This is a genomic window from Anabaena sp. CA = ATCC 33047 (assembly GCF_963870205.1).
Taxonomy (GTDB): Bacteria; Cyanobacteriota; Cyanobacteriia; order Cyanobacteriales; family Nostocaceae; genus Trichormus.
Map to the genome: position 1 here is coordinate 258,538 of NZ_CAWMSA010000040.1, position 26,362 is coordinate 284,899.

Genomic DNA, 26,362 nt, shown 5'->3' on the forward strand with positions numbered 1-26,362 from the left:
TGGCTCACCACATAACTGATCTAAAATTGAGCTTGACAAATTAGTCATTAGTGATTATTCAGTAGAGACGTTGCATGCAACGTCTCTACAAGTCTCTTTCGCTCCCCCAGTTACTATTTTCAACAGAGAGCATTTGTAAAAACTCTGAAAGAAAATGATAAAAAAGCTTTAATTTATAACTTTTAGTCTTAAAATACCTGTATTGTTTGCTTGTCGTCTGGAGTTTATGGCGTACTGCATCAATCCTGATTGTTCACGGCGAAAAAATCCTGATAATTGTGCAGTATGTCAAAACTGTAAAACGCCGCTTATTCTACAAAATCGCTATCGACTTACACATCCTCTACAAGCTGATAGACATAGCTATACAGAAGTATTTGAAATTCAAGATTTACTTAACCCAGAACAGCCGAAAGTTCTCAAGTCTCTCAAGGAAGTTTCACCGGAATTAGAGCGACTGTTTCAACAAGAAGCATCAATTCTAACAACTTTACAACATCCTGGTTTACCTGTGGGTGAAGCGATGTTTCCCCTAGTTTTAAATACAGGTCGTCAATTACGTTGTTTTGTGATGGAGAAAATCCCAGGACAAGATTTACAAGCCTGGTTATCTGAAAATCATTATTTAACATCCTATAAAATAGCCTTAGATTGGCTGAAACAAATAACAGAAATTCTGCAATTTGTCCATGAGCAGAAGTTTTTTCATCGGGATATTAAGCCGGGAAACATTATGCTTTGTCCTGATGGCAAATTGATGTTAATTGATTTTGGGACAGCACGAAAGTTAACCGAAACTATTGTTAACGGGAAGCGTGTGACAGTGATTCATTCAATGGGTTACACTGCTCCCGAACAACTTGACGGTCATGCTGTTGTACAATCAGATTTCTATGCACTGGGTAGAACTTTAATTTATTTGCTTACAGGTATTGACCCAGCAAGCGATCGCCTGCAAAATTTACTTCATTGGTCTAAATATGTCAAAGATAAAAAAACTCCGAAAAGATTGATTGAGCTAATTCAGGCGATGACTGCTTCTAACTTACAGCACCGTCCACCAACTGCTCAAGTTATTCTCGATAAAATCGCTCAGGTTGAAAAGTATCCCCAAGTCCAATGGCAAAAATTCTTACTGACAACTACTTGTAGTATCTTTCTGCTGTTTGGTGCTAAACAAGTATATCAAGAAATTACCATTCCTCGGACTTGTGACCAAAGACTATATGATCATCTCAGTTGTGGTGAAGAAAGTCTAATTCCTAGTAGTTTTTGGGGTAATAGTCAGCCACCAACAGCAAAGCAATTAGCTATAGAAAAATATCGTCAGCAAAATTTTGCGGAAGCTTATGGTTTATTTCAAGAAGCTTTCAACCAAGAACCAGATGCAGAAACTTTAATTTATCTGAATAATACCAAAATTCAAATACAATTTACAGCAGAACAAATTTACACTATCGCCGTTGCAGTTCCCTTAGAACGTCGTACTGCTATAGGTTTAGAAATACTCAGAGGTGCTGCACAAGCGCAAACTCAAGCACTGCAACAAGGTCAACCTTTGCGAATTATCATTGCTGATGATAGTAATCGTCAAGATAGTAAAAGCATCATAGACAATAATGCTCGCAAAATTGCCCAGCATTTAGTAAAATACCGTGATTTACTGGCTGTTGTCGGACACTATAGCAGCGAAGCGACTAAAAAATCCTTGCCTATTTATCGTCAAGCTGGGTTAGTATTAATTTCTCCCACTAGCACCTCCCATCATCTTAACAGTCCTTTTTTCTTCCGCACTGTCCCCAGCAATGGTGTTGCAGCCCAAACAATGGCAACTTATGTATTTTCACAATTAAAACAACGCCAAGCCGCAATCTTTTATACTCAAGGTAGTGAGTATGCAGAATCCCTAGCTAGTGAGTTTCGAGCATCAGCAAAATTGTTGAATGGTAATGTAATTAACCACCAACCAGCTTTTAATCTTGGCAGCGATCGCTTTAATGCCAAAATAGCACTAAATCAAGCCCAAAGCCAAGGAGCAACAGCAATTGTGCTGATTCCTGATGCGGGTGTAGGCTTGCGTGATAGCATTACAAAAGCTTTAGAAGTCATTCAATCAAACATCAACCAAGTTTGGATAATTGCCGGTGATACTCTCTACAACCCTGATTTACTCACATCATATAAGGTGATATCTTCCCCAGGAATTAAACGCACAGCTTGGGCAGTAGCTTGGCATCCCGTCAAAGATATTAACTCACCATTTGCACAGCAAGCTAAAACCCTATGGAAAATTGATAATTTCCCTAACAACAAAGAGATTACTTGGCGCACCGCAACTAGCTATGATGCGGTTTTGGTATTCAGCAAAGCTTTACAGGAAAAACCTACTAGGCTGGGCATTCGCCAAGTATTGACAAAATCTAACTTTTATGTTAATGGTGCAACTGGAGTAGTGCGATTTGTTGGGAGCAATCGCCAAAATAGTACACTGACAATAGTCAACATTCGTCAAAATTGTGATGCTCCTGGTGTAGTGTTTACACCAAGCGATCGCCCTTTAAAATGCCAGTAGTCCAAAGTCCCTACTTCCAAAGCTAATAACTAATGACTAATGACTAATAACTAATGACTAATGACTAATGACTAATCAACCCATAACATGGGATGCTGGTTGATTGGGTAATATGAGTATTGATAAATGTCTGTTGTTTCTTCTGTAACGGTTAAAGTTCCCGCCACAACTGCGAATTTAGGGCCTGGTTTTGACTGCATCGGTGCAGCTTTGACTTTATATAATCACTTCCAGTTCACACGCTTGGATGAAGGCGGGTTAATTATTCAAGTCACAGGTGCGGAAGCTGAAAGAGTACAAACGGATGAAAGTAATTTACTGTATCAGGCGTTTGTTAAGTTATATCAATATATAAATCAGACACCGCCATCTGTGAAAATAGAGATTGATTTAGGTGTACCTCTCGCCAGAGGTTTGGGTAGTTCAGCAACGGCGATAGTGGGGGGTTTAGTTGCGGCGAATCAATTAGCGGGTGAGCCTTTGTCACAGTCGCAGGTGATGGAATTAGCGATCGCAATGGAAGGACATCCTGATAATGTCGTCCCCGCTTTGGTGGGGGGATGTCGGTTAGCCGCTACCAGTAATACAGGTTGGGAAATTTGCGATGTTCCCTGGCAGAGTGATATTGTGCCTGTGGTAGCAATTCCTGATTTTGAATTGTCAACCTCAGAAGCACGGCGAGTTTTACCCACAGAATTTAGTCGTGCAGATGCAATTTTTAACACTGCCCATTTAGGCTTATTATTGCGTGGCTTGGCAACTGGTAAGGGAGAATGGTTAAAGGCAGCTTTACAAGATAAGTTACATCAGCCTTATCGTAAAGCTTTAATTCCTGGTTACGATGCTGTGAATGCGGCAGCGTTGGCGGCTGGTGCTTACGGTATGGTAATTAGTGGAGCAGGGCCGACACTGCTAGCTTTAACAGATGTCACACATTCCCAAGCGGTAGAGATAGCGATGGCTTCAGCATGGAAAGAACAAGGAATTACATCTGTAGTGCGATCGCTTGCTCTCGATACTCAAGGCGCAATTGATAATTCATAATTCAAAATACAAAATGAAAGAACTGAATCCTAGCTTGTCTTTAGAGCAAATTCAGTCAGAGATTACAGCACTCCAGTCTCAAATTCAGGTGCTGGAGCAAGAACGCGCGACTCTGACTAATAATAATGATGTAAATGTCCCGGAAGATGATTCACCTTGGGCAATTGTCGCAGCTTATCGCCACCAAGCTAGGGAAAATGCCCAGTTATTTGCTGAAATCAAGGGTATAGATGATGCGATCGCAGCCCTCAAAACCCAGCTACATTACAAACAGACTCAATTGGCAAGTCTCCCCAGAAAATTACAACGCATTACCCAACAGCAACAGCTAGAAGAAGCTAAAAAAGTTGCTCAACTCCATGCTGAACGTATCAATGAGATAGCGGGGGAACTAGCCACAGAAATCCGTCAACTCAAAGCTTGTGCTGATCAACTCAGCCCTTTGTATTGGCAGGTTTATTATAAGCCCTTTATTACCGGATTTAAAACCATCTCAGTTCCTCATGTACGTTCAGATGGGGAAGTTTGGACGATTGTCAATCGCATCGTATAGAAGGGAGCAGGGGAGGCAGGGGGAGCAGAGGGAGAAATTCTTTCTCAGTCAACAGTCAACAGTCAACAGTCAACAATCCCCATTTCTTAACTTTTGTAACGACAGTCCTAGCTGTCGTTTTTTGTTGACGTTGCAGAACTTTACATTTACCCTGGACTAGCTACCAATTTTGATAAGTATTTATTCTGTTTTATCCTGAAAATAGCAGCTTGATTGAGTATATATTCCTAAACTACCTCAAAATTTAATTTTTCAAGAGTTAAACAACCTTTACAAAAGTACGAATTACTTAATATAATGTAACCAAAAGCGAAAACAAAAAAAGATTGTCATAAGTGATGAATCCCGTAGGATTTCCCTGGCTAACAGCCATAATTGCCTTGCCGTTGGTGGCAGCCTTAGCCATCCCTATAATTCCAGACAAAGAAGGTAAAACAATTCGGTGGTATGGTTTAGGAATAGCGATCGCTGACTTTGCCTTAATGATTTACGCCTTTTGGCAAAACTACGATTTCCAAAGCTCCGCCTACCAATTTGTAGAAAAATACGCTTGGATACCCCAAATAGGCTTGAATTGGTCTGTAGCAGTTGACGGCTTATCAATGCCTCTACTCTTGCTCACCGGCTTAATCAACACCCTAGCAATATTCGCGGCTTGGAAAGTAACCAACAAGCCGCGATTATTTTATGGGTTAATGCTAGTCATGTATAGCGCACAATTGGGTGTATTTGTTGCCCAAGACTTGCTGTTATTCTTCCTAATGTGGGAAATCGAGCTAGTTCCCGTATACTTGCTAATTTCCATCTGGGGAGGCGCAAAACGCCGCTATGCAGCCACCAAATTTATTCTTTACACTGCTGCCGCTTCTATATTTATTCTCGTATCCGGTTTTGCACTAGCATTCTCTGGAGATACATTCACCTTCGACATTGCATCTTTGGGAATGAAAGAATATCCCAAAGCTGTGGAACTCTTAGCTTACACAGGTTTCTTAATTGCCTTTGGCGTAAAACTGCCAATTTTCCCCTTGCATACTTGGCTACCTGATGCCCACGGTGAAGCATCTGCACCCGGTTCAATGATTTTGGCTGGAGTGTTATTAAAGATGGGTGGTTATGCCCTTATCCGCTTCAACATGGAAATGTTACCTGATGCCCATGTTTACTTTGCACCAGTCTTAGCAATATTGGGTGTAGTTAACATTATCTACGGTGCTTGTTGCGCCTTTGCTCAAACCAACCTCAAACGCCGCCTAGCTTACTCTTCAATTGCCCACATGGGTTTTGTACTCATCGGTTTAGCTTCCTACACAGAAATTGGTGTAAGTGGAGCTATGCTACAGATGGTTTCCCACGGTTTAATTGCAGCTAGCTTATTCTTCCTAACTGGCGTAACTTACGAGCGTACCCACACCTTATTAATGGATACAATGGGCGGTATCGGTAAACTCATGCCCAAAACCTTCGCCCTCTACACTGCTGGTGCAATGGCTTCTCTAGCCTTGCCTGGAATGAGTGGCTTTGTAGGTGAGTTGATGGTATTCCTTGGTATTGCTACCAGCGATGTTTACAGTTCCAGCTTCAAGGTTGTAGTAGTGCTGCTGTCAGCAGTGGGTGTGATTTTGACACCAATTTATCTACTTTCCATGCTGCGTAAAGTCTTCTACGGCAAGCAAAGCGAAGAGTTACATTTAGATGCTGTAATTCCTGATGTCAAACCCCGTGAGTTGTTCATCACCGCTTGTTTAATTGTTCCCATCATCGGTATTGGTTTGTATCCCAAATTAATCACACAAACCTATGATGTGAAGACAGTAGAAGTTGCAGCCCATGCCCGTCAAGTGCTACCAATTGTAGGAGAACAACAACCTGCAAGTCTGTACTCACAAATTTTCACAACACCAACCTTAGCTTCTGCTCAAGTTGAAAGTTTAGTTAATATTTCAAAGTAAATATCAGTCCCAACCAGGGAAAGAACAGTAAAATTTAATTCGAGGGGAATGTAGGGGTAGTTATAAAACTACCCCTAAAATTTTTTAGTTAGGGAACACAAAAAAATAAATTATCCAAATTGACTGTTAGTAGGGTGCGTCAGTACGAGAAACCCTAGCTATACCGAGAAAATATTCATACTGACGCAACCTAAATTTTGAATGTTTTTTTTATCTGTAATTCCCTTAAATTTGGGTAATTTACTTAGGCAGTTTTTTAGACCATTCCTGAAAATCTTGTTCATAAGATTCCCCCTGAGTTTGATAAGCCTTCATACCAGAAAAGAACAACAATAAGCCCCAGCCCAGTAAGGGAAAAATTGCCCAGAAATACGAAGGACTTGTCACCAGATTTAAGACAATCAAAAATCCATTGACAGCAATATAAGAAATCAGTTGTGTTTTAAATTCGTTATGTCTTTGGGCGTGGAATTTCTGCCGTTTTTTATCTTCGATTTCTTGGGTTAACCATTCTTGTTCAGCAGCTTGCAAAGATTCCGATGATACTCCTAATTCTGCGGCTATTTCTAAAATCTGCTGTCGTGAAATTTCTCCCTGTTGCTGACGGGCAAAAGCTTTTTGGAGAATCTGTTGCATTTGTTCGGAATTGTAAGTCATATAAATACCCTAAGAATTTGACAAAATAGCTGGGAGAATTAAGTGAATTTTGAAACTTTAGCTACAAAATCATGTACAATATAATTACCCGTTGTGACGAACTGCTGAGACACACATTTTATATCTGAAAAAACAACCCATACAGTAATTGAAAACACAAATATAGTTGTATTGGGTGAGTTGTTATCGTTTTATTTGTTAAATAAAATATTGTTAATTATTCTAGATATTTAGCAAGACTTAATATCTAGTAACACATCTTGCAAGAGTTGCTAGATAATAATTTTCGTAGGGTGGGCATTGCTGGCAATTTGCTTAAACCCTGAGTTTTACGTTGTTAGCTGTGCATCGCCTATTCTGATAGGAAAGTAAGAAAGATACAGCATATTTCATCTTAGTCAAATATATAAGGGCGGGCAGGATGCCCACCCCACAAGATTTATGATATTGAATATGTACCTTTTTTACTTGCAAAGTGCTGTATGACTAGAGAGAGAAGAATACATCCTAGTCACCGTAAGACGGTGTGTATAGAGTTCTGAATACAGAATGAATTAAAAAATATGACGACAAATTTACCCGTAATTACAGAAATTCTACCAATAGTATTGCGATTACCGAGTGCGATCGCCATGAGTGACGAGCAATTTTATGAATTTTGTCAACTCAACCACGATTTTAGTATCGAACGTAACACTATGGGAGAATTACTAATTATGCCACCAACTGGTTCTGAAACTGACCAACGTAACTTTGACTTAATTGTTCAGTTAGGTATTTGGACAAAACAAGATGGTACAGGTGTAGGATTTGGTTCTAGTGGTGGGTTTACTTTACCCAATGGTGCGGTACGTTCTCCTGATGCGGCTTGGATAAAACGCACACGCTGGGAAGCAATACCATCAGAATTGCGAAAAAAATTTGCACCCATTTGTCCAGAGTTTGTGATTGAATTACGTTCTGAAACTGATAATTTACGAATCTTGCAAGACAAGATGCAAGAGTATATAGATAACGGGACTCTGCTGGGTTGGTTAATTGATAGAAAACAACGCCAAGTTTTTATTTATCGCCCTAATACTCAAGTTGAGATATTAGATAATCCTCAGACGCTTTCTGGTGAAACTCTATTACCTGGGTTTGTTTTAGATTTAAGTCAAGTTTGGTAAATGATATCTTGCACCATTCTCAATCATTATAGGGTGGGCAATGGTGACAAGCTCAAATAGGGATTTGAGTTAATCTTCAGCATTGCCCACCTTACTTTAATTGCAATCTTTAAGTCATACTCTCCTTAAATCCATCTTAACCGTTGCTTCACATCGGCAACATTGATTACGGCAGCAACTAATTTATAACAAAAGAGTTTTTCTTGACCAGATGGGGGGAAAGGTTCACTTAAGCTGATAGTCAATATGAATTTATCTGGTTCAAAGTTATACAATTCAGCTTTTTCTATAACTTCTTCACAAGAATATGTTCCCTCTTTCAAAAAAGATATTTTTTCTATCCATATAGGATCTGTAATTGGTAAATCATAACGATTTACACCTAAATAGAAATGACATCTGAATTTCTTTTCATTATCGTAATTTGTCTTAACTACCCACTGAATTATTTCTGGTTTTACCAGTGCTAGTGAAGACTGAGCAGATGAAGTTTCTAGATATTCATAGGGAATTTGTTTCTCTGAATTACCTAAAAGCTCTGGAGAATCAGAATACTTTTGAATTTCTGGACTTAGCAAATTTCGAGCTTGACTTAAAGTTAAACTTCCTACAGATTCCCAATATTTACTAGAATCTATCAACCAATTTTCTGGTTGATGACATTTGGGATCTTCTCTCAGGCAGGGAATTCTGATAATGTCAAAAAGCTCTGGCTCATGACCATTATTGAAAGTGTAATGTTCTGGATACAGAGTACCATCGTGTTTTGGAGAAACTGGACGCAGCCACCCTGAACCATCTGTTTTCAGACCTGCGATGCAAATTCCGCCATGCTTGATAGATTTTGCTAGGCAGATAATTTCAAAAATGGGCATTCTTAACCTCTTTTCTGTACCCTTAGCAAAGATTAGTTTTAGAGGTGATGAATTTTAATTGCTGTGTCTAGCTGACGTTGCAGATACTCAGCAACTAATCGACGATGGCAATTATGAGGCTTGGCCTCACTACACAACAAGCAACCTTCATCTAGAAGATGGGGAGAAACCTTCTTCTCAATCTGTCTCTCTGTAATGAGTTGATTGAACCTCTCCTCATATGTTGCCCAGTTGATGCGCTTCTTTTTATATTCGTCTAAAATCTCTTTGGTAGGAGCCAGATCCAAAATATGGATGTACTCAATTCCTCCAATTCGCCGCAGAAAATACTCTAAGTCTTGCTTCTTTGTAAACCCAGCTAGTTGGGAAGCGTTGTTCAGTCGAGTGTCAATCACTCGCTTAACTCCAGCTTTGATAAGTGTTTCAAAAAACTGCTCCGCTTTTTTCTGTGTAAAGCCGATAGTGAATAAATTAACTGACTTGCTCATTAACTTGCTCTTGATCTGTGTGTTTTTCTTCTACGTATGCTATGCGCTCCCCTTGTAGCTGATATGCTTTCTCTAGTAATTCTTCATGTGAGAGGGGTGTAGAGATTTGATCAACCTGTTGAGCATTAGTTTCATAGGCGTTCATATCAAAAAGTGAAAGTTGTGTGCCTCGTTGACTTTCTTTATGCGATTCTGGAGACAGAGGTAATAACTTATCTAAATGATGTAGCTTGAGCAATCTTGCTTCTAAGCATTGATGTGTTTCTAGTTCGCCATTCTTGCGAATATGCTGAATTTCTAAGCCTATCTTTTGCAAATGCGGACAAACTAAAATAGCTCGATGACAAACGATAGGATCTTGTTCCGCACACATCAAACTAATTTGATATTTTTCAGCACCTTTAGCCAGACGATTTAACCCCTCCGCAAAAGCTTCTGAAGCTGCAATTAAATCATAACGAGCCATACCGTCTACATAACAACTTTGGTCTTGAGGACGCGCACCCAGGCGATCGCCAAGGTAAACATAAGCTATGTTAGCGGTCTTAAGTGCTGCTTTAAAAGCAGCTTGGTTAAATTGAGGAAATCTACGACTATAGGGACTAGAGCGAACATCAGCTATAGCAGTAACTCCATATTGTTTTAAAAGACTAATAAAAATTTCTATTGAATGGTTGGAGTGACCAATAGTAAATACTGTCATAATTAGTCATCATAAATTTCCTGCTGTCATATTAACCCTAAAGGCATTGCTCACCAAAACCTACTGGCGTTACAAGGCTAAAATGATGCAAAAAAATTGTAGGTTGGCGAGCGATCGCCGTGGACGGGTTTCCCGGCTTGGGGCGAATGGCGTTTGACTTCAGGAAACCCAACACCAATATCCTAGTTGGGTTGCGCTGCGCTTAACCCAACCTACGTCTGAAGAAATTTAAATGTCTATAAATTTGAAGCATACATTATGGGCAACCTAACCTAGTGGGTAAATAGTCTAACCGTAGTGGAAAAGCTGTTCGTATTCTCCTAGATTAGAAATAAGATTTTCAAAGTAATGATCTATGACTCAAGCCATACCCAAGCCAGTAACATTTGAGGAATTTGTCGATTGGCTACCCGAAAATACTGCGGTACGCTATGAATTCCATAATGGAAGCATTGTTGAGATGGCACAACCAATAGGGGAACATGAGGAAGTAAAGGGTTTTTTGACAATCAAGCTGAGTGCAGCAATTGACCGATTAAACCTACCTTATATTATCCCCAACCAAGCTATAGTTAGACCTCTAGAAAAAGATTCTGGTTATTTTCCCGATGTGTTGGTGCTAAATCGGGCAAATTTGGTGAATGAAACATTATGGAAAAAAGAATCTATCGTTAGCTTAGGTGCATCAATACCTTTGGTGATTGAGGTTGTCTCAACTAACTGGCGAGACGATTACTACTTAAAATATGCTGATTATGTTCGCGTAGCGTCTCGAAGAGAAGAGATGGGTATTGCTGAATACTGGATTGTAGACTATGCTGCGTTGGGGGGACGGAATTTTATTGGCAACCCCAAACAACCAACCATATCTGTCTGTAATTTAGTGGATGGAGAATACCAAATTAGCAAGTTTCAAGAGTGCGGTGTCTGACGACAAGCCGCAGAGCGGCTACGCATTATCTCCCAAACCTTTCCTGAATTAAACTTCACCCCAACCCAAATTTTTCAAGCTGGTTTAATTTAAATAATGCTTGTACACATAAAAAAAGCGGGCTAACCGCTATGACATGGTTAACCCGTGCAGCTTTGGGAACGCGCAGAGAAATTGTTATTGCAATACTAATTTCACGTTGGCGTTTTGCAAACCGCGCTGTTTTACTTCTGCCAAGGTTTTGTTAACAGCGTATTTTTGGTTAATGGAGTTGATTAACTCGGTTTGGTTGTGCTTCTTAGCAACACCCCACAGGTCAGCGATTAGGTCAAAAGAACCATCGCTGTTGCGAGACCAACCTAAGTCATATTCGCCTTCCAAAACTGCAACGATGTCGGAACGAACGCGCTGACCGTTATAACCACGTACATCAGCTTCTGTTTTTACGGTGATACCCAGGTCACGCAAGGAAGCTTTGAGGATTTCGGCATCGGTGATTTTGGTGCGAAGAGTGCTAAAGTGAGACATTTGGGTTTCCTCCAATGAGAAGATTGAGAAGTTTAAGACAACGGTTTATTTTCAGGGAGCCGCGCTTATCAGGATGCGGCTTTTTTCGTAACTGCTAGCGGGTTAGCTAGCCTTTCCCCCTGGGTTAGCAAGGGAAAGCTTTTAGAACTCCATGCGCTGATATTCAGCTACGGAGGCTGCGGCGGGTCTGGCTCGCTGTCTAGCCCAATCTCTGAGGGCTGTAACTTGTTCTTGCATCGTGCGAGACAGTGGCAAGGTGGCTTTGAGTGCCGCAATAATATCTAGTTGGGTGAACTCACGGTCTTGGGCAAAGGCTTCATACATTGCCGCAACCAGTGCTTGTTCAATTTCTGCCCCAGAGAAACCATCAGACATCTTGGCTAGTTGCTCCAAATCAAACCGAGAGATGTCTTCACGGCGTTTTTTGAGGTGGATATTAAAGATATCACGCCGTTCTTCAGATGTGGGCAGATCCACAAAGAAAATTTCATCGAACCGGCCTTTCCTCAAGAACTCCCCTGGTAAGCGTTCGACTCGGTTGGCTGTTGCCATCACGAACACGGGAGATTTTTTCTCTTGCATCCATGTGAGGAAAGACCCAAATATCCTGCTTGATGTGCCGCCATCCGAGTCACCAGAACCAGCACTACCAGCGAAAGATTTATCCAATTCGTCAATAAACAGAATCGCGGGTGAGATTGATTCTGCTGTTTTTAGGGCATTACGCAGATTAGCTTCACTTCGTCCCACCATCGAGCCGTCGTAAACTCGCCCCATATCTAAACGCAACAGTGGTAAGCCCCACAGTCGGGATGTTGTTTTTGCTATTAGTGATTTACCACAACCAGGAACCCCTAAAATTAGCATCCCTTTTGGTTGAGGTAGACCATATTCTCTTGCTCTCTCTGTAAAAGCGTTTGAGCGTTGCTTGAGCCACTTTTTCAGCTCTTCCAAGCCGCCTACAGCATCAATGGTTTCATCTTCTTCAATGTATTCTAGTATACCATTGCGCTTAATTAATTGCTTTTTCTCAGATAGAACTATATCTACTTCTGCTTCTGTGAGTCGCCCTGTGGTGACTTGCGCCTTGCGATACACTTTCTCAGATTCATCTTTAGTTAAGCCTAAAGCGGCTCTGAGGAGTTTTTCCCGCGCTTCTGTAGTCAAACGCTGCCCACGGTGATGGTCGAGGTGGTAAGTTAAAACTTTGTTTAACTCTGACATATCTGGCAGTTGGAAATCCAGAACCACGACTTCTTTTTCTAGTTCAATGGGGACTTGCTGTATGGGGGACATCAAAATGATGTTCTTTTGCATACCCTTAAAACTAGCGATCGCATCACGTAATGATCTTGTAGTCGCGGGAGCATCAATAAATGGATGTAAATCTTTAAGAATAAATATACCGGGTTCTTTTTGCCGGATGATCCACTCAATCGCCGCCTCTGGCGAAACGGTGTTGTGTTGAGTTACGCTCCGAGGTTGACCATACTCCACGATGCCATGAGTTACTGTCCACACAAAGACTCGGCGTTGCGGCCTTAACACTTGGGAGATGGTGGCGATCGCCTGCTCAGCCCGTTCTTCCTCGGAGGTCACAAGGTAGATTAGTGGGTATTGAGCCTGAATTAAGATGTTGAGCTCTTCTTTCATACATCGACCTACTTGAGACCCTAGTACAGTACAGACATCGTTTTGTTGGTGACAACAACCGAATTTACAAATTACTTACCTTTATTCCTAACTAACAAGGAACTAATTCTTCCTCACCCTTGGGATGGGTTTCATCTTCAGCCATTTCATCAATCGGAAGATGCTCTTTACCGATTACTCCTGGTTGTCTGCCTAAAGCAACTAACTCCCCATCACGCAATACCAAGGAACTGTCACAGGTGGGACAAGAATAAACTCTGTGAGTTCTTCCGTAAGCCGAAGCCTCCAATTCCTCTACTAACTCTGAGTTCGTCAGGTAGAAAACAAGGGCGCGTTCAGCAAGGTCTGACATTGGTTCAGAATCAACTGCTGACCTAATCTTCAGCTTTCTGTGCAGTTCTGGCGACAAATACAACGTAACCTTTTGCTTAGCTTGCATATAACTCTTTATTGGTCTTACCCGGGTATGTATACTACGTTATCCACTGCCAGCTTTGTTGTCAAGACAGTAAGCCGCTTTGATGGCAATTTTGTCACACTTCTTTACAATTGCCACTAATTTGTTACAAAAAAATGTGAGCAAACAAGTTATATAAGAAACTAATGATTAATGCTTTTCTCACAGATTTAATCAGCTAGTATTTTGTTAAAATTTCCCTATATAACCTAAATTTTGGCGATAATTATCAATGTAAGCTTGTTGATTACTACAGTAAAAACATGTAGATTAACTAAAATTTTTATACTATAATTTCTTGAGTTGCTGGCATGGTGTCTAACGGCAAATTGATTGTTTACATTTGTACTTTGTGTTTCATGCTGTGGGGATGTTCTGCACCTGGATGGAAGACTTACAGCAATTCCCGTTATGGCTTTGGGTTTCCCTATCCCAGTAATTGGGAAGCTTTAGCCGCACCCAGCAACGATGATGGCATGGCGTTTGTTTCACCTCGAAACAAAACTGTAGAAATTCGTGGGTGGGCTAGTAATCAGCTATCAGCAGCAAGCAACACCGCAACCAGTCCTAACTTTCAAACTGTCCAAGGAGTGTCCGGGGTGCTGTTGGTGGAAGTGGGTGATACCGTAAGTTCCATGCAACTGACGCTGGAACAGAATCAAGTGAGATACTACTGGCAGGGAAGAAGCCCAAGTCCAGAATTTCCAGATTACTATCGTTTATTTGACTACATAGCCCAACAGTATCGAATTCCTGAATAGCCATCATCAACTGAACATCAGGATTGACGCATACAAGCCTCAAAGTCCAGATGGCAACTGACTTTGTTAATTTTGAATTTTAAATTTTGAATTTTGAATTTGGTATTACCTATTCCCTAATTTCATCACATCCATAAGAATGTTGAGTGAGCAGGTACAGAAAACTGGTAGATTTAGCTAACAGCGAGTACAAACTGGTGAAAATGAAAGTCCTAGTTATTGGTGGCGATGGATATTGCGGTTGGGCAACCGCACTGTATCTTTCCAATCGCGGTTATGAAGTTGGAATCTTAGATAGTTTAGTGCGCCGGCATTGGGATAATGAACTGGGTATCGAAACCCTCACGCCGATCGCACCAATTCAGCAACGCCTCCAACGCTGGCAAGATTTAACAGGTAAATCCATTGACTTGTTCGTTGGCGATATTACCAACTACGAATTTCTGCACAAAGCGTTGCGTCAATTTGAGCCAAATGCCATAGTGCATTTTGGGGAACAGCGTTCAGCACCGTTTTCCATGATTGATCGGGAACACGCAGTTCTCACCCAGGTGAACAATGTCGTCGGTACATTGAACCTGCTGTATGCAATGAAGGCAGATTTTCCCGATTGTCATTTGGTGAAATTGGGAACAATGGGTGAATACGGCACACCCAACATTGACATTGAAGAAGGTTATATCACCATTGAACACAATGGGCGCAAAGATACCCTACCCTATCCGAAACAGCCCGGTTCAATGTATCACCTGAGCAAAGTACACGATAGCCATAATATCCACTTTGCTTGTCGGATTTGGGGTTTACGTGCCACCGACTTAAACCAAGGTGTGGTTTATGGAGTCCTTACCGAAGAAACAGGAATGGACGAACTGTTGATCAACCGCCTAGATTACGATGGCGTGTTTGGGACAGCGTTGAATCGTTTCTGTATTCAAGCGGCGATAGGTCATCCCCTGACAGTTTACGGTAAAGGTGGACAAACTCGCGGATTTTTGGATATTCGGGATACAGTGCGCTGTATTGAAATTGCGATCGCCAACCCGGCACAACCCGGCGAATTCCGCGTATTTAACCAATTTACCGAACAGTTTAGTGTAGGTGACTTGGCATTAATGGTGAAAAAAGCCGGTAATGCTTTAGGACTGAATGTGGACATCAATAACTTAGAAAATCCCAGAGTCGAGAAAGAAGAACATTACTTCAACGCCAAAAACACTAAATTACTCGATTTAGGGTTACAACCTCACTATCTCTCTGATTCTCTCCTCGATTCTCTGCTAAACTTTGCTGTCAAGTATCAAAAACGAGTTGATCACAAGCAAATTTTACCTAAAGTCTCTTGGCATAGAAGTTAAACCAGCACTTAAGCAAAAAATTGCTTCGTTTTCCAGGGGTATAAGGGTTTAAGGGTGTAAGGGTACAAGGGTTGTCAACACCTACACCCCTACACGCCCATACCCCTACACCCTTTTTTTTGACTGCATAATTTTCTATGAGAATTGCCCTATTCACCGAAACCTTTCTACCCAAGGTTGACGGGATTGTGACACGCCTGTGTCACACCGTTGACCATTTACAACGTATTGGCCATCAAGTTTTAGTCTTTTCTCCTGAAGGTGGTATTACTGAACATAAAGGTGCGAAAGTTTACGGCGTTAGTGGCTTTCCCTTACCTTTGTATCCAGAGTTAAAAATTGCCTTACCTCGCCCAGCTATTGGTTACGCCCTAGAACAGTTTCAGCCAGATATTATTCATGTTGTCAACCCGGCAGTTTTGGGATTGTCTGGGATTTTTTATAGCAAATTCCTGAAACTGCCCTTAGTTGCTTCTTACCATACTCATTTACCCCAATATCTTCAGCATTACGGCTTGGGGATGTTAGAAGGGTTGCTGTGGGAACTGCTGAAAGCTGGGCATAATCAAGCAGCTTTAAATCTATGTACTTCTACGGCGATGATGGCAGAACTTTCAGCACATGGTATTGAACGAGTAGATTTGTGGCAACGGGGAGTAGATACAGAATTATTTCACCCCGATTTAGCTAGTTCACAAATGCGCGATCGCCTCACGCAAAATCACCCAGAAAGCCCATTGCTGTTATACGTTGGTCGTCTTTCTGCAGAAAAAGAAATCGAACGCATTAAACCCATCTTAGAAGCCATTCCTCAAGCGCGTTTAGCACTCGTAGGAGATGGCCCCCACCGCCAAGCCTTAGAAAAACACTTTGCTGGCACAAATACTTATTTTGTTGGCTATCTCAGGGGGCGTGAGTTAGGATCTGCCTTTGCGAGTGCCGACGCGTTCATCTTCCCTTCCCGTACAGAAACCCTCGGCTTAGTTCTACTAGAAGCAATGGCGGCTGGTTGTCCCGTAGTCGCAGCCCGTTCTGGTGGCATTCCCGATATTGTTACAGATGGTGTCAATGGGTATCTTTTTGACCCACAAGCTGATATACAAGATGCCATTAACGCCACTATTCGCCTTTTGGAAAACAAACAAGAACGCGACACTATCCGTCAAAATGCTCGCCGAGAAGCTGAAAAATGGGGATGGGCATCAGCCACCCGTCAGCTACAGGATTACTACGAAAAAGTGATATTTGCTCAACAGGCAAGAGTGTAGGGACTCTTGACTCTTGACTGGGAAGACAAGGAAGACAAGAAAGACAAGAAAACCGGGGTGTTTTCAGTACAGAGGAAAAAAATCCTATGCCCAATGCCATCAGCCAATCGACTGATGTATCCCCCTTGTCTTCCTGCCTTCCTGTTACAAGTCTCTCATACCCTTAACTTTTAGGCTGATCGCTTTCGCTTTGAAACGGGTTTTCGCCAATTTGCAGTTGTTTTTTAGTACGTTTTAAGTTTTTCCATAAAACTTTTATTTGTTCATAAGCTTCTTCTGGCGACAGCTTTCCGCCAGTTTCTAAATTACAAATGTAACTAACTCTTTGGGCAAATTCTTGCAAATTGGCATTAAAAACTAAATTTTCTGGCTTTACATGACCGTAATAACGACCACGAGGATAGATAAAATTATCTTTGCTCACTATTCTTTGCTCCATTTATTCAACTCCTCTCGGTTTTCATATTTGAAGTTGAATTACTAGCCGACTGTTTGCTTGACATTGGGTAAATGTTCGGCACTGCTACTAGCAACTATCTCAAAGCTTTTTATTTTTCTCCACCGAAAAATATTAATATTTTCTCAACCGTTTTCGGTCGTGTCGGTGTTGATCGTTTGTAAAACAGGTAATGACTGCAAGTATGCAAGTCACAAAAATTTTTCTGGCAACTAAATTAATTCATCTTTATATCTATCTCTTGTGTGAGAGTCCGTCAAATCCATTTATTATCCTAATCCCGTAGGTATGCTATGAAGAAATTGATTTTTTTAACTTGAACATTAGATAATTACACGGAAAATTTTGTCAAAATCAGATGAATTAACAAAGCCCTCATTATACCTGTCAGCGCAGCTATGAGTCTCTCCCTTTAATTAACGATTTATTTCATCTTATTTCATTTTTTAAAAAATTGTCCTGTCATGTTTTTCTGTTGTAATAAAAGTAAATAGTAACAAAAGATACTTACATCCTTAATCCCAAAGCAATATTGACAAACAAGGCTACCAGTGTATTAGTTAAAAATCAACAGTCAGACTTAAGCTATCACCCATACAAGACAATCCACATCTGCCCTAAGCCAGATATCAGCAGATTATAGTCCTTAGTTGCGCTTTCAAGTGACTATTTGTCTAGAAAAATCTTAGTCTCCAAAATAAACGGATAATGCTTTAACTATGGGTTGATGACTAATTTTCAATAACAAAAGATAAAATAGTTAAGCCTTAAAAGACAACATCTGTCCATCCCCTAACACTTTACGTCCCATCATGTCTGTTCATTCCAAACTATACGAAGGCAAAGCAAAGATTCTCTATACAACTGACGAAGCAGAAATTTTGCTAGCTGACTTTAAAGACGATGCTACCGCGTTTAACGCTCAAAAGCGAGGCAGTATCCTAGGCAAAGGGAGGATAAATTGTAGCATTTCCAGCCAGCTGTTTCAACAATTGGAAGCTTCTGGTATAAAGACGCACTTTATAGATAATCCTCAACCGCACCAAATGCGGGTGAAAGCAGTGAAAATCTTGCCCTTAGAAGTAGTTGTCCGCAATATTGCGGCTGGTAGTCTGTGTCAGCAAACAGGGTTAGCACTAGGTACAGTTTTAAAGCAGCCGCTAGTCGAGTTTTATTATAAAAACGATCAATTGGGAGATCCACTATTAACACGCGATCGCCTCTTACTCATGGAACTAGCTACGGCGGAACAAGTAGACACAATTACCCATCTTGCATTACAAATTAACGAATTCCTGAAAGACTTTTGGTTGCGGTGCAGTATTACCCTAGTAGACTTCAAACTAGAATTTGGTTTGGACTCACAACAGCAAATACTCTTAGCCGATGAAATTAGTCCCGACACCTGTCGGTTGTGGAACACAACAGAAACAGATCCCAATCGCCGTGTCATGGACAAAGACCGTTTCCGTAAAGACTTGGGGAATGTAGAAGATGCGTATGAGGAGGTTTTACAAAGAGTCCTACAAGTAGTAGAAACAAAAAATTAGACATATCAAAAAAACTTACGCCAACCTTACAAAAATTATCACTTTTTGTTTGTAGTGTACCCCTTTGGGGAAGCAAGCTACGCGTAGCGTCCGCACTAGAGGACTAAAGTCCTCTCTTCTTGGCGAACAGACGCTACGCGTACAAGCATCAGGACTAAAGTAGGGGCGGATTCTCAGAGTGAATCTGTAAGAAGACAGAATTATTGATCAACCCGCCCTGACTCAGAACTTAAAATAACTTTACAACTTGTGTAAGTCCTATTGACAATAAACAGGTAGAAGTAAATAGTTTAATTTTCCCTTTGACCTCTGGGATATAAATAAGATTGCTTTGTGATGGTGTGTGGATGTGAAGAGGAATATAAGTAAAATGCGTTTATCTCCAGTATTCGTGGCGGCTGTAGCTATCACAGCACCTTTAAATTGTTCTTTAAGTGCCGATGCACAAACTCCTAACAGTGTAGAGCAGACAGCAGAAGTTTTACCAACTGCGAGCAATCAGCAAGCAGAACAGGATGAAATTTCCTCATCTGTCCCATCCAACTTGACACAAGTGAAGACAGTCGAAGAAATACCCTCTCCTGTAGCTTTATCATTGCCCAATTCAGCAACCGCATCCGCAGCTACAGCCACAAAAGAGGTTGCAGTACCTACCTTAGAAATCTCAACAAACTCAAACCCCTCTCCTCAAAAGCCAAATTCCCAGCCCAAAATTGTACCTGCGGTTGCTGGTGTTGGCACTGAAGCAAGTCAGCAGGAATTAGCTATTGAGCCTCCTGTCGTCATTTCTTCGTCTCAACCAACAGCCACAGCCACAACAGCAACAAAACAAGTAGTCCTACCTACGGGAACTGCAAAGCAACTGGTACAAGCCCCAGAAACAACACCCACTCCAGAAGTTTCACCAACTCCTATTCCAGAAAATTTTAACACTCCCAACGCTACCCCAGAAACGCCCGAACCTCGTGTATTAGTTTCTGAAGTAGTAGTCAGGCCACAGACAGGAGAACTACCACCAGAATTAGAAACCCAAGTTTACAACGTCATTCGTACCCAACCAGGACGGACAACCACCCGCGCCCAACTGCAAGCAGACATTAACGCCATCTTTGGGACTGGCTTTTTCTCCAACGTTCAAGCAGTACCAGAAGATACACCTTTAGGGGTGAGAGTCAGCTTTATTGTCCAACCCAACCCTGTATTGAGCAAAGTAGAAATACAGGCTAACCCTAGTACAGATGTTGCATCCGTCCTACCTCCTGGTACTGCCGATGAAATCTTTCGTAACCAGTATGGCAAAATCCTTAACTTGCGGGATTTACAAGAAGGCATCAAGCAATTAACTCAGCGATATCAAGACCAAGGTTATGTTTTAGCCAACGTCATCGGCGCGCCACAGGTTTCAGAAAATGGAGTTGTCACCCTACAAGTAGCTGAAGGGGTAGTAGAAAATATTAAAGTCAGATTCCGTAATAAAGAAGGGCAGGAAACTGACGAAAAAGGACAACCAATTCGGGGACGCACGCGGGAGTATGTGATTAAGCGAGAATTGGAGTTGAAGCCAGGAGAAGTATTCAACCGTAACACCGTACAAAAAGACCTACAACGGGTATTTGGTACAGGATTGTTTGAAGATGTCAATGTCTCCCTTGACCCTGGTACAGACCCCAGTAAAGTAGATGTAGTCGTGAATGTGGTTGAACGCAGTAGCGGTTCTATTGCGGCTGGGGCTGGTATTAGTTCCGCCAGTGGATTATTTGGTACTGTGAGCTATCAGCAACAGAACCTGGGTGGAAGAAACCAAAAGCTAGGCGCAGAAGTTCAGGTAGGTCAACGAGAACTGCTATTTGACCTCCGCTTCACCGATCCTTGGATTGCAGGCGACCCCTACCGGACTTCTTACACAGCCAATATTTTCCGCCGTCGTTCCATTTCGTTGATTTTTGATGGCGCAGATGACGATATTAGAACATTTAACCCTGCTAATCCTACGGATACAGATGAACAGGATCGTCCCCGCGTCACCCGCTTAGGTGGTGGTATTACCTTTACCCGTCCCCTGTCAGCTAATCCTTACGCCAGGTCAGAATGGACGGCTTCGGCGGGTTTACAGTATCAACGAGTCAGTACCCGTGATGCTGATGGGAATAAGAGAAGATTGGGGGCTGTGTTTAATGATGCAGGTCAACAAATCAGTGAAGATGTACCTCTGAGTTTCTCAGGAACGGGGGAAGATGACTTGTTATTACTGCAACTAGGAACACAGCGCGATCGCCGTAACAATCCTTTACAACCGACTAGCGGCTCATTCCTCCGGTTTGGTGTAGATCAATCAGTACCCATCGGCTCAGGTAATATCTTCCTCACCAGACTCCGGGGTAGCTATAGTCAATATTTACCCGTGAAATTCACCGGCTTTACTCAAGGCCCGGAAACCCTAGCCTTTAACATCCAAGGCGGTACAGTCCTCGGTGACTTACCACCCTACGAAGCCTTTACCCTCGGCGGTAGTAACTCCATCCGGGGTTATGAAGAAGGAGCATTAAGCAGTGGACGCAGCTATGTACAAGCCTCAGTAGAATATCGCTTCCCTGTGTTTTCAGTCGTCAGTGGCGCATTATTCTTTGATGTCGGCAGTGACTTAGGCAGCAGTACCAAAGCAGCTGATGTACTGAACAAAAATGGTACAGGCTACGGCTACGGTTTAGGCGTGCGAGTCCAATCACCATTAGGGCCGATTCGTATTGACTACGGTATAAACGATGACGGTGATAGCCGCATCAATTTTGGTATTGGTGAAAGATTTTAAGTCAATGGGGACTGGGGACAAATCAATTCAAAATACCCTGCGGGAAGGCAAGCCTACAAAATTCAAAATTCAAAATTCAAAATGGGGATTGTTGATGGTTGACTGTTGACTCTTAAAGAATTTCTACCTTGTCTACCTTGTCTTCCTCTGCTCCCCTGCTTCCCCTGCCTCCCCTGCTCCCTTTTCCCTAGTGCATTTACTAAGACTCAGATGAAAAATAACAACCAAAATATACTGACTTTTTGCCTATGCGACAACACACTCTAGCGGCGGCTATCACCCAAACCGGAGTGGGACTGCATAGCGGTGTCAGTACCCAGGTGCGGATACTACCAACAGATGCAGGAAGTGGACGCTACTTTGTCCGGGTGGATTTGCCGGATTCGCCAATCATACCCGCCCAAGTGGCAGCAGTTAATCAAACTGTGCTTTCGACGCAGTTGGGCAAAGGTGATGTTTGTGTGCGGACAGTTGAGCATTTACTAGCAGCCTTAGCCGCTATGGGCGTAGATAATGCCCGAATTGAAATAGATGGTTCAGAAGTACCGCTTTTAGATGGTTCTGCAAGGGTTTGGGCAACTAGCATTGCTGAAGTTGGTTTAATCACACAAACAGACATTAACCAACAAGAACCCTTGATGATTCAAGAGCCAATTTGGATACATCAAGATGATACTTTTGTTTGCGCCCTCCCCTCACCAGAAACCCGCTTTAGTTATGGTATTGATTTTGACTTGCCTGCTATCGGTAATCAATGGTACAGTTGGGCTGTGTCTAGTGAGTTAGCCAAATCTGGCGTTAGCTTTGCCCAAGAAATTGCACCAGCGCGGACTTTTGGTTTATTGCCACAAATTGAATATTTACAAAAGTCTGGGTTAATTAAAGGTGGTAGTTTGGATAATGCCCTGGTTTGTGGCCCTGATGGTTGGTTAAATCCACCATTAAGATTTGCAAATGAACCAGTACGTCATAAAATCTTGGATTTAGTAGGAGATTTGAGTTTATTGGGGTATTTTCCCCGCGCTCACTTCTTAGCGTACAAAGCCAGCCATAACTTACACGTGCAACTGGCACAAAGAATTTTAGCAGGGAATAGCTAGATTTTTGCTCTCATTTCATGTCAAATTCTTAGATATAGTTACGTCAAGTCATATCTAGCACCATTCTCAATCAGCGTAAGGTGGGCATTGCCAAGAAAATAAAACTAAGGGGATTAGCAACTTGCGAGCAATGCCCACCCTACAAAAATTGTCATCAAGCAACTGGTACAAGATGTGAATCAACCTACTCAATACTCAGATTAAAAATCTAACACACCGCTAATGTCAATCCTTTCTGAAGTGAATAGCCAAGACGCGATCGCCTCCGGCGGGGCTTTGCCCATTGCACCTACATCTCAAGGTGACACTACACCTGAGATTAAAACCACTTTCTCATCGGAAGAAATCCAAAAACTACTACCTCACCGTTACCCGTTTTTACTTGTAGATAAAATTATTGACTATGTACCGGGAAAACGGGCAGTAGGTATTAAAAACGTTACGATCAACGAACCGCAATTCACAGGACATTTTCCTGGTAGACCACTGATGCCGGGTGTGCTAATTGTAGAAGCAATGGCACAAGTTGGTGGTGTGGTAATGACACAACTGCCAGAATTGGAAGGAGGACTGTTTGTGTTTGCTGGTATTGATAAAGTCCGCTTCCGCCGCCAAGTAGTACCCGGAGATCAGCTAGTCATGACGGTGGAACTGTTATGGATTAAACAACGTCGATTCGGTAAAATGCAAGCGCGAGCCGAGGTTGACGGTCAACTCGCCGCCGAAGGCGAATTAATGTTTTCTCTAGTGAATTAAAATTGGGCTTTTGTGGTGTATAGTACAGCCGTGATGTACTTTTACGCCATCCCCACTCAGGATAGCAGTAAACAAAACACTCACAAAAGCATCTGATAATTTCTTGATTTTCACTGCCCTCACACTTTGCCTTGCCCGACATTTTTCTACTGAATACTCACACACTCAGTCACGCCATCGGCGTTGGCTTTTAAAGATAGTTCTGGAGATTTACCCTTGAAGACGCTTATTCATCCCACTGCTGTAATTCATCCAAACTCGGAACTACACCCAACGGTGCAAGTCGGTGCTTATGCTGTGATCGGAGCGCACGTTAAAGTGGGTGCGGAAACCATTATTGGCGCACACGCAGTATTAGAAGGGCCTTGTGAAATTGGGGCAGGAAATCAAATTTTTCCAGGTGCAGCCATCGGTATGGAACCCCAGGATCTCAAGTTTGTCGGAGAACCAACTTGGGTCAAAATTGGCGATAATAATTTGATTCGTGAGTACGTCACCATTAACCGCGCCACTGGTGCAGGAGAAGCGACTGTTATCGGTAACAACAACCTGCTGATGGCGTATGTTCACGTAGCTCATAATTGTGTAATTGAGGATTCTGTGGTGATAGCTAACTCTGTTGCGTTGGCTGGTCATGTCCACATCGAATCCCGCGCCAGACTAAGCGGCGTTTTAGGTGTGCATCAATTTGTACATATTGGTAGACAAGCAATGGTAGGAGGGATGGCAAGGATTGACCGCGATGTGCCACCATATATGCTTGTGGAAGGTAATCCCGGACGAATTAGAACCCTCAACTTAGTCGGACTCAAACGCTCTGGGATGCCAGCCAGCGACTTGCAACTGCTCAAAAAAGCGTTTCGTATTCTTTACCGTTCTAATTTAACCTTTAAGGAAGCATTGGAGCAGCTAGAATCCCTCGGAGACACCGAAGAACTACAAAACCTGCGCCGCTTCTTATTACTGTCACAAATGCCAGGAAGACGCGGTTTGATTCCCGGTAGAGGTAAATCAGGCGCGAGTGATGAGGCTTAGGCAGAAAGTAGAGGGGATGAGGGAGATGAGGAAGATGAGGAAGATGAGGGGAATTAAACAGTGCTGAAAAACTTGCTCAAACTTACTCAAAATCCACTATGATTAGGGATAAGCGAAAACCAAGCTAAAAAAATTTTAGGCTTGAGAACCTGTACAAAACTTTTGAGAGTAGCCAGCCTGTAGCAAGGTAATTGAGAAAATCCAGAAATTTTAAATGGCTGAAAATCAGGGAGTAAAGTAGCAAAGCCTCTCAATGTAAAAACTCCAAAATAGGGTGAGTTACGCCCGATTTTAAGCCTGTGGACTGGATAATGCCGACATTACCAGAATGAAACAGGAAGCTAACGTCTTAAGTCTTTGAACAGATTTAAGCAAGTTTAGTTTAACGGAATTACTAATGGCTTCCTATTCCCCATTCCCTATTCCCAGCCTTGAGCCGTTGCAAGTTTTTGAATTTTGAATTTTGAATTTTGAATTTTGAAATGCGAATATTTATCAGCACTGGCGAGGTGTCTGGCGATTTACAAGGCTCGCTGTTGATTGAAGCTTTGCAACTTCAAGCTGTAGCGACTGGATGCGACTTAGAAATTGTCGCCTTGGGTGGCGATAAAATGGCAGCAGCCGGGGCTACGATTTTGGGAAATACCAGTGGTATTGGTTCAATGGGTATTCTGGAATCATTGCCTTATGTGTTACCAACTTTATTGGTACAAAGACGAGCGATCGCCTATTTAAAACAACATCCTCCAGACCTCGTGGTGTTGATTGACTACATGGGGCCAAATATCGGTATTGGTAGCTATATACAAAAGCATTTACCAAATGTACCTGTAGTTTATTACATTGCGCCGCAAGAGTGGGTATGGTCAATGAGTTTGCGGAATACTTCCCGCATTGTCGGCTTTACGGATAAGCTCCTGGCAATATTCCCCGAAGAGGCGCGTTATTTTCGCGATAACGGGGCGAATGTCATCTGGGTAGGTCATCCCCTACTTGACCGAATGCAACACGCTCCTAGCCGCCAGGAAGCCCGGAATCAATTAGGTATTGCACCCGAACAAATTGCGATCGCACTACTGCCAGCTTCCCGACAACAAGAATTAAAATATCTCCTACCTGTAATTTTTCAAGCTGCTCAAACTATCCAAGCAAAATTACCAGCAGCACATTTTTGGATTCCCCTATCTCTAGAAACATTCCGACAGCCAATAGAAGCAGCCGTCAAATCTTACGGACTGCGAGCTACAGTCATATCAGGTCAACAAAAAGAAGTTTTTGCGGCGGCTGATTGCGCCATTACTAAATCTGGTACAGTCAACTTAGAACTAGCCTTATTAAACGTGCCGCAGGTTGTAGTTTACCGACTCAATCCCGTGACAGTGTGGGTGGCGCGAAAAATCCTCAAAGGTTCAATCCCCTTTGCTTCCCCACCGAATTTAGTAGTAATGAAACCCATAGTACCAGAATTACTGCAAGAACAAGCCACCCCAGAGAACATTACACAAGCCGCAATAGAACTACTCCTAAATCCTGAACGCAGACAGCAAACCTTAGCCGATTATCAGCAAATGCGCCAATCTTTAGGAGAAATAGGAGTATGCGATCGCGCCGCACAAGAAATACTACAAATGCTACCAAATTAATTCAGTTTAGATTTTCAATTCTGGTTGATTAATTATACTTTAC

Annotated in this window: 22 protein-coding genes and 1 pseudogene; 15 read left to right on the forward strand and 8 right to left on the reverse strand. The window is 42.2% G+C overall.

Annotated features, from left to right (window positions below; all coding sequences use genetic code 11):
- Positions 1–226: 226 nt before the first annotated feature.
- The 4 genes from AACS98_RS10620 to AACS98_RS10635 all read left to right on the forward strand — a co-directional run bounded on the left by AACS98_RS10620 (position 227) and on the right by AACS98_RS10635 (position 6,121).
- Positions 227–2,572: a bifunctional serine/threonine-protein kinase/ABC transporter substrate-binding protein gene (locus tag AACS98_RS10620; RefSeq protein WP_066379326.1), complete on the forward strand. Its 2,346-nt coding sequence runs from the start codon at positions 227–229 to the stop codon at positions 2,570–2,572.
- A 126-nt stretch (positions 2,573–2,698) separates the two neighbouring features.
- Positions 2,699–3,616 carry a homoserine kinase gene (gene thrB, locus AACS98_RS10625; protein ID WP_066379328.1) on the forward strand — a complete coding sequence of 306 codons (918 nt, stop codon included), beginning with the start codon at positions 2,699–2,701 and terminating at the stop codon, positions 3,614–3,616.
- Positions 3,617–3,629: 13 nt separating this feature from the next.
- On the forward strand, positions 3,630–4,169 hold the full coding sequence (locus tag AACS98_RS10630; RefSeq protein WP_066379331.1) for a hypothetical protein: 540 nt from the start codon (positions 3,630–3,632) through the stop codon (positions 4,167–4,169).
- A 338-nt stretch (positions 4,170–4,507) separates the two neighbouring features.
- Positions 4,508–6,121, forward strand: a complete 1,614-nt coding sequence (locus AACS98_RS10635) for an NAD(P)H-quinone oxidoreductase subunit 4 (protein ID WP_066379334.1) — start codon at positions 4,508–4,510, stop codon at positions 6,119–6,121.
- 240 nt (positions 6,122–6,361) lie between these two features.
- Here the strand turns inward: AACS98_RS10635 and AACS98_RS10640 are convergent, their stop codons facing one another.
- Positions 6,362–6,778: a 2TM domain-containing protein gene (locus AACS98_RS10640; protein WP_066379336.1), complete on the reverse strand. Its 417-nt coding sequence runs from the start codon at positions 6,776–6,778 to the stop codon at positions 6,362–6,364.
- Between the two features lie 563 nt (positions 6,779–7,341).
- Here AACS98_RS10640 and AACS98_RS10645 point away from each other — a divergent pair.
- Positions 7,342–7,947 (forward strand): Uma2 family endonuclease, encoded by a 606-nt coding sequence (locus AACS98_RS10645; RefSeq protein WP_066379344.1) that lies wholly within the window; start codon positions 7,342–7,344, stop codon positions 7,945–7,947.
- Between the two features lie 125 nt (positions 7,948–8,072).
- On the opposite strand, the gene AACS98_RS10650 is transcribed toward AACS98_RS10645, so the two are convergent.
- Genes AACS98_RS10650 through AACS98_RS10660 form a run of 3 tightly spaced genes read right to left on the reverse strand, consistent with a single transcriptional unit; the run spans position 8,073 to position 10,013 of the window.
- Positions 8,073–8,822, reverse strand: a complete 750-nt coding sequence (locus AACS98_RS10650) for a dual OB domain-containing protein (protein ID WP_066379347.1) — start codon at positions 8,820–8,822, stop codon at positions 8,073–8,075.
- Between the two features lie 38 nt (positions 8,823–8,860).
- Positions 8,861–9,310: a DUF488 domain-containing protein gene (locus AACS98_RS10655; RefSeq protein WP_066379349.1), complete on the reverse strand. Its 450-nt coding sequence runs from the start codon at positions 9,308–9,310 to the stop codon at positions 8,861–8,863.
- Entirely contained in the window at positions 9,294–10,013 is a 720-nt protein-coding gene (locus AACS98_RS10660) for a DUF488 domain-containing protein (RefSeq protein ID WP_066379351.1), read from the reverse strand. Before AACS98_RS10660 ends, AACS98_RS10655 begins: the two co-directional genes overlap by 17 nt.
- 355 nt (positions 10,014–10,368) lie before the next feature.
- Between AACS98_RS10660 and AACS98_RS10665 the strand changes: the two are divergent.
- Positions 10,369–11,037, forward strand: a pseudogene (locus AACS98_RS10665) (Uma2 family endonuclease).
- Positions 11,038–11,121: 84 nt separating this feature from the next.
- Here AACS98_RS10665 and AACS98_RS10670 read toward each other — a convergent pair.
- The 3 genes from AACS98_RS10670 to AACS98_RS10680 form a co-directional block, all read right to left on the reverse strand.
- Positions 11,122–11,472, reverse strand: coding sequence for a DUF1257 domain-containing protein (locus tag AACS98_RS10670; RefSeq protein WP_015113818.1), 351 nt, complete (start codon positions 11,470–11,472; stop codon positions 11,122–11,124).
- 141 nt (positions 11,473–11,613) lie between these two features.
- Positions 11,614–13,125: a stress-responsive protein Ycf46 gene (ycf46, locus tag AACS98_RS10675; RefSeq protein ID WP_066379353.1), complete on the reverse strand. Its 1,512-nt coding sequence runs from the start codon at positions 13,123–13,125 to the stop codon at positions 11,614–11,616.
- Positions 13,126–13,216: 91 nt separating this feature from the next.
- Positions 13,217–13,564 carry a hypothetical protein gene (locus AACS98_RS10680; RefSeq protein WP_066379356.1) on the reverse strand — a complete coding sequence of 116 codons (348 nt, stop codon included), beginning with the start codon at positions 13,562–13,564 and terminating at the stop codon, positions 13,217–13,219.
- A 329-nt stretch (positions 13,565–13,893) separates the two neighbouring features.
- Between AACS98_RS10680 and AACS98_RS10685 the strand changes: the two genes are divergently transcribed.
- The 3 genes from AACS98_RS10685 (at position 13,894) to AACS98_RS10695 (ending at position 16,969) form a co-directional block, all read left to right on the forward strand.
- Positions 13,894–14,343: a hypothetical protein gene (locus tag AACS98_RS10685; RefSeq protein WP_066379358.1), complete on the forward strand. Its 450-nt coding sequence runs from the start codon at positions 13,894–13,896 to the stop codon at positions 14,341–14,343.
- Positions 14,344–14,546: 203 nt separating this feature from the next.
- Positions 14,547–15,701: an NAD-dependent epimerase/dehydratase family protein gene (locus tag AACS98_RS10690; RefSeq protein ID WP_066379360.1), complete on the forward strand. Its 1,155-nt coding sequence runs from the start codon at positions 14,547–14,549 to the stop codon at positions 15,699–15,701.
- 137 nt (positions 15,702–15,838) lie between these two features.
- Complete coding sequence (locus AACS98_RS10695; protein WP_066379362.1) at positions 15,839–16,969, forward strand: glycosyltransferase family 4 protein; 1,131 nt, start codon at positions 15,839–15,841, stop codon at positions 16,967–16,969.
- 163 nt (positions 16,970–17,132) lie between these two features.
- Here AACS98_RS10695 and AACS98_RS10700 read toward each other — a convergent pair whose 3' ends face one another.
- Complete coding sequence (locus tag AACS98_RS10700) at positions 17,133–17,408, reverse strand: DUF7219 family protein (protein ID WP_197480071.1); 276 nt, start codon at positions 17,406–17,408, stop codon at positions 17,133–17,135.
- Between the two features lie 830 nt (positions 17,409–18,238).
- Here AACS98_RS10700 and purC point away from each other — a divergent pair.
- The 6 genes from purC to lpxB all read left to right on the forward strand — a co-directional run bounded on the left by purC (position 18,239) and on the right by lpxB (position 26,319).
- Complete coding sequence (purC, locus tag AACS98_RS10705; RefSeq protein ID WP_066379364.1) at positions 18,239–18,976, forward strand: phosphoribosylaminoimidazolesuccinocarboxamide synthase; 738 nt, start codon at positions 18,239–18,241, stop codon at positions 18,974–18,976.
- A gap of 370 nt (positions 18,977–19,346) precedes the next feature.
- Complete coding sequence (locus tag AACS98_RS10710; protein WP_066379369.1) at positions 19,347–21,785, forward strand: BamA/TamA family outer membrane protein; 2,439 nt, start codon at positions 19,347–19,349, stop codon at positions 21,783–21,785.
- Positions 21,786–22,033: 248 nt separating this feature from the next.
- Positions 22,034–22,885 carry a UDP-3-O-acyl-N-acetylglucosamine deacetylase gene (gene lpxC / locus AACS98_RS10715; protein ID WP_066379371.1) on the forward strand — a complete coding sequence of 284 codons (852 nt, stop codon included), beginning with the start codon at positions 22,034–22,036 and terminating at the stop codon, positions 22,883–22,885.
- A 222-nt stretch (positions 22,886–23,107) separates the two neighbouring features.
- Entirely contained in the window at positions 23,108–23,641 is a 534-nt protein-coding gene (gene fabZ, locus AACS98_RS10720) for a 3-hydroxyacyl-ACP dehydratase FabZ (protein WP_066379373.1), read from the forward strand.
- A 216-nt stretch (positions 23,642–23,857) separates the two neighbouring features.
- Positions 23,858–24,676, forward strand: coding sequence for an acyl-ACP--UDP-N-acetylglucosamine O-acyltransferase (gene lpxA / locus AACS98_RS10725; RefSeq protein WP_066379624.1), 819 nt, complete (start codon positions 23,858–23,860; stop codon positions 24,674–24,676).
- A 482-nt stretch (positions 24,677–25,158) separates the two neighbouring features.
- On the forward strand, positions 25,159–26,319 hold the full coding sequence (lpxB, locus tag AACS98_RS10730; protein ID WP_066379625.1) for a lipid-A-disaccharide synthase: 1,161 nt from the start codon (positions 25,159–25,161) through the stop codon (positions 26,317–26,319).
- The last annotated feature ends 43 nt before the right edge of the window (positions 26,320–26,362 follow it).

Coding starts and splice junctions, on each gene's coding strand:
- AACS98_RS10620 (WP_066379326.1), top strand. CDS start 227: ATGGCGTACTGCATCAATCCTGATTGTTCACGGCGAAAAAATCCTGAT.
- thrB (WP_066379328.1), top strand. CDS start 2,699: ATGTCTGTTGTTTCTTCTGTAACGGTTAAAGTTCCCGCCACAACTGCG.
- AACS98_RS10630 (WP_066379331.1), top strand. CDS start 3,630: ATGAAAGAACTGAATCCTAGCTTGTCTTTAGAGCAAATTCAGTCAGAG.
- AACS98_RS10635 (WP_066379334.1), top strand. CDS start 4,508: ATGAATCCCGTAGGATTTCCCTGGCTAACAGCCATAATTGCCTTGCCG.
- AACS98_RS10640 (WP_066379336.1), bottom strand. CDS start 6,778: ATGACTTACAATTCCGAACAAATGCAACAGATTCTCCAAAAAGCTTTT.
- AACS98_RS10645 (WP_066379344.1), top strand. CDS start 7,342: ATGACGACAAATTTACCCGTAATTACAGAAATTCTACCAATAGTATTG.
- AACS98_RS10650 (WP_066379347.1), bottom strand. CDS start 8,822: ATGCCCATTTTTGAAATTATCTGCCTAGCAAAATCTATCAAGCATGGC.
- AACS98_RS10655 (WP_066379349.1), bottom strand. CDS start 9,310: ATGAGCAAGTCAGTTAATTTATTCACTATCGGCTTTACACAGAAAAAA.
- AACS98_RS10660 (WP_066379351.1), bottom strand. CDS start 10,013: ATGACAGTATTTACTATTGGTCACTCCAACCATTCAATAGAAATTTTT.
- AACS98_RS10670 (WP_015113818.1), bottom strand. CDS start 11,472: ATGTCTCACTTTAGCACTCTTCGCACCAAAATCACCGATGCCGAAATC.
- ycf46 (WP_066379353.1), bottom strand. CDS start 13,125: ATGAAAGAAGAGCTCAACATCTTAATTCAGGCTCAATACCCACTAATC.
- AACS98_RS10680 (WP_066379356.1), bottom strand. CDS start 13,564: ATGCAAGCTAAGCAAAAGGTTACGTTGTATTTGTCGCCAGAACTGCAC.
- AACS98_RS10685 (WP_066379358.1), top strand. CDS start 13,894: ATGGTGTCTAACGGCAAATTGATTGTTTACATTTGTACTTTGTGTTTC.
- AACS98_RS10690 (WP_066379360.1), top strand. CDS start 14,547: ATGAAAGTCCTAGTTATTGGTGGCGATGGATATTGCGGTTGGGCAACC.
- AACS98_RS10695 (WP_066379362.1), top strand. CDS start 15,839: ATGAGAATTGCCCTATTCACCGAAACCTTTCTACCCAAGGTTGACGGG.
- AACS98_RS10700 (WP_197480071.1), bottom strand. CDS start 17,408: ATGGAGCAAAGAATAGTGAGCAAAGATAATTTTATCTATCCTCGTGGT.
- purC (WP_066379364.1), top strand. CDS start 18,239: ATGTCTGTTCATTCCAAACTATACGAAGGCAAAGCAAAGATTCTCTAT.
- AACS98_RS10710 (WP_066379369.1), top strand. CDS start 19,347: ATGCGTTTATCTCCAGTATTCGTGGCGGCTGTAGCTATCACAGCACCT.
- lpxC (WP_066379371.1), top strand. CDS start 22,034: ATGCGACAACACACTCTAGCGGCGGCTATCACCCAAACCGGAGTGGGA.
- fabZ (WP_066379373.1), top strand. CDS start 23,108: ATGTCAATCCTTTCTGAAGTGAATAGCCAAGACGCGATCGCCTCCGGC.
- lpxB (WP_066379625.1), top strand. CDS start 25,159: ATGCGAATATTTATCAGCACTGGCGAGGTGTCTGGCGATTTACAAGGC.